Below are 1,954 nucleotides of genomic sequence, written 5' to 3' on the forward strand. Positions count from 1 at the left end.
ATTATCAATCACCCTACCAAGTTTTTCTGAGTTACTTGAAAAGTCTAACTTAATTTGACAATTTAGGTTCTTAAACGTCTCTAGTTAATCAACTAAAAATTATAACTAGCTGGGTGTTATCTAATCTCCCCTCATTTTTAAGTTATTATCATTTTTGATATAATGGTAGAGAATGAAAGGAGATTTTATGTCAACTAAAAATTTAACGCCGGTCTTAAAAACCTCTTTTGTGCTACTGGCTATCCTGGTCCTTCTTGGTATTGTTATGCCTGACGGCTACCAAGTTTGGTCAGAACAACTAAGGGAAGTTATTTCAGATAAACTTGGCTGGTTTTACTTATTACTGGTCACGTCAATCGTTCTACTTTGTGGCTTTTTCCTGGTTAGTCCCGTTGGGCAAATCAAACTGGGGGAACCCAATTCGGTGCCTGAACACTCTACTATCTCTTGGATTGCCATGATATTTTCTGCTGGAATGGGAATCGGCCTTGTCTTCTACGGTGCCGCAGAGCCCTTATCCCATTATGCCATTTCAACGGTACGAGCTACCCCAGGGTCGCAGGAAGCCTTAGCCGATGCTTTCCGTTACACTTTCTTTCACTGGGGCATCCATGCCTGGGCAATATATGCTTTAATCGCCCTGGCCCTTGCCTACTTTGGTTTCCGAAAAAAAGAGAAATATCTTTTATCGGTTACCTTAAAGCCCTTGTTTGGTAAAAAAACAAACGGTAGCCTTGGTAAGATCGTAGATACGATTACAGTGGTCGCTACTGTTATCGGGGTGGCAACCACTCTTGGTTTTGGGGCAGCCCAAATCAATGGGGGACTCAACTACCTCTTTGGTATTCCAAACAATGCCCTTGTGCAAGTTATTATCATAATTATCACAACCATCCTCTTTACCATTTCAGCCCTTTCTGGTCTTGGAAAAGGGGTAAAAATCTTATCAAACACCAATCTTATTTTAGCGGTTGGACTACTCGCCATCACCATAATCATCGGTCCCACAGTCCAGATTTTTAATACCTTGACCGATAGTATCGGACTGTATATTTCCAATTTCTTCCGTATGAGTTTCAGTGCTGGTTCCTTTGGTCAATACAATCGTGACTGGATCAATACTTGGACGATTTTCTATTGGGCTTGGTGGATTTCTTGGTCACCATTCGTGGGAGTTTTTATTGCCAGAATTTCTAAAGGACGTAGTATCAGACAATTTCTATCCATCGTCTTATTAGCACCGACTGTATTAAGCTTTTTATGGTTTTCTACCTTTGGAACACTTTCAACGCATGTTCAATCACTTGGAAATGTAGATTTAACACAGTTTCCAAGTGAGCAGACCTTGTTTGCAACCTTCAGTCAACTGCCATTTGGTTTTATTGCCTCCGTTGTTGCCATCATCTTGATCATTACCTTCTTTATCACGTCAGCAGACTCTGCGACCTATGTGCTAGCTATGCTCTCTGATGATGGGAATCTCAAACCAAAGAATAACCTTAAAATCTTCTGGGGCGTACTCCTTGCGACTATTGCCATCGTCTTACTTCTTTCAGGGGGCTTAGTAGCCTTGCAAAATACGCTGATTATCGTAGCCTTTCCATTTTCACTCATCATGGTACTGATCATGGTTTCCCTAGTCATTGAATTGCTACACGAAAAAGACAAGATGGGACTGTCAATCACACCGACACGATACCCTAAAAAAGATCAACCCTTCAAATCTTATGAAGAATAAATAACCCAATTTGTAAAATTAAGCTAGACAGAAAAAGCCTATGTTAGGCTCAGATAAACACCACATTTGTCTGAAAGGAACTAACATAAATGACCTATACTCATCTTACCACAAACGAGCTTGTAACGATAGAGGCTTACTATCAAGAAAACATAATAAAAAATCATAACCACCCGTCTAACGGGTGGTTTGATCAAGGGCTATAAGCCCATAATA

1 protein-coding gene is annotated in these 1,954 nt (G+C 40.4%); it reads left to right on the forward strand.

Annotated features, from left to right (window positions below):
* Nucleotides 1-187 precede the first annotated feature (187 nt).
* Nucleotides 188-1,738: a BCCT family transporter gene (locus AX662_RS00185; RefSeq protein ID WP_002885312.1), complete on the forward strand. Its 1,551-nt coding sequence runs from the start codon at nucleotides 188-190 to the stop codon at nucleotides 1,736-1,738.
* Nucleotides 1,739-1,954: the final 216 nt, after the last annotated feature.

The organism is Streptococcus sp. CCH5-D3, from assembly GCF_001556435.1.
Lineage (GTDB): Bacteria > Bacillota > Bacilli > Lactobacillales > Streptococcaceae > Streptococcus.

Bases quoted from the DNA above. Each gene is read 5' to 3' on its own strand.
- AX662_RS00185 (WP_002885312.1), top strand. From the start codon at position 188: ATGTCAACTAAAAATTTAACGCCGGTCTTAAAAACCTCTTTTGTGCTA.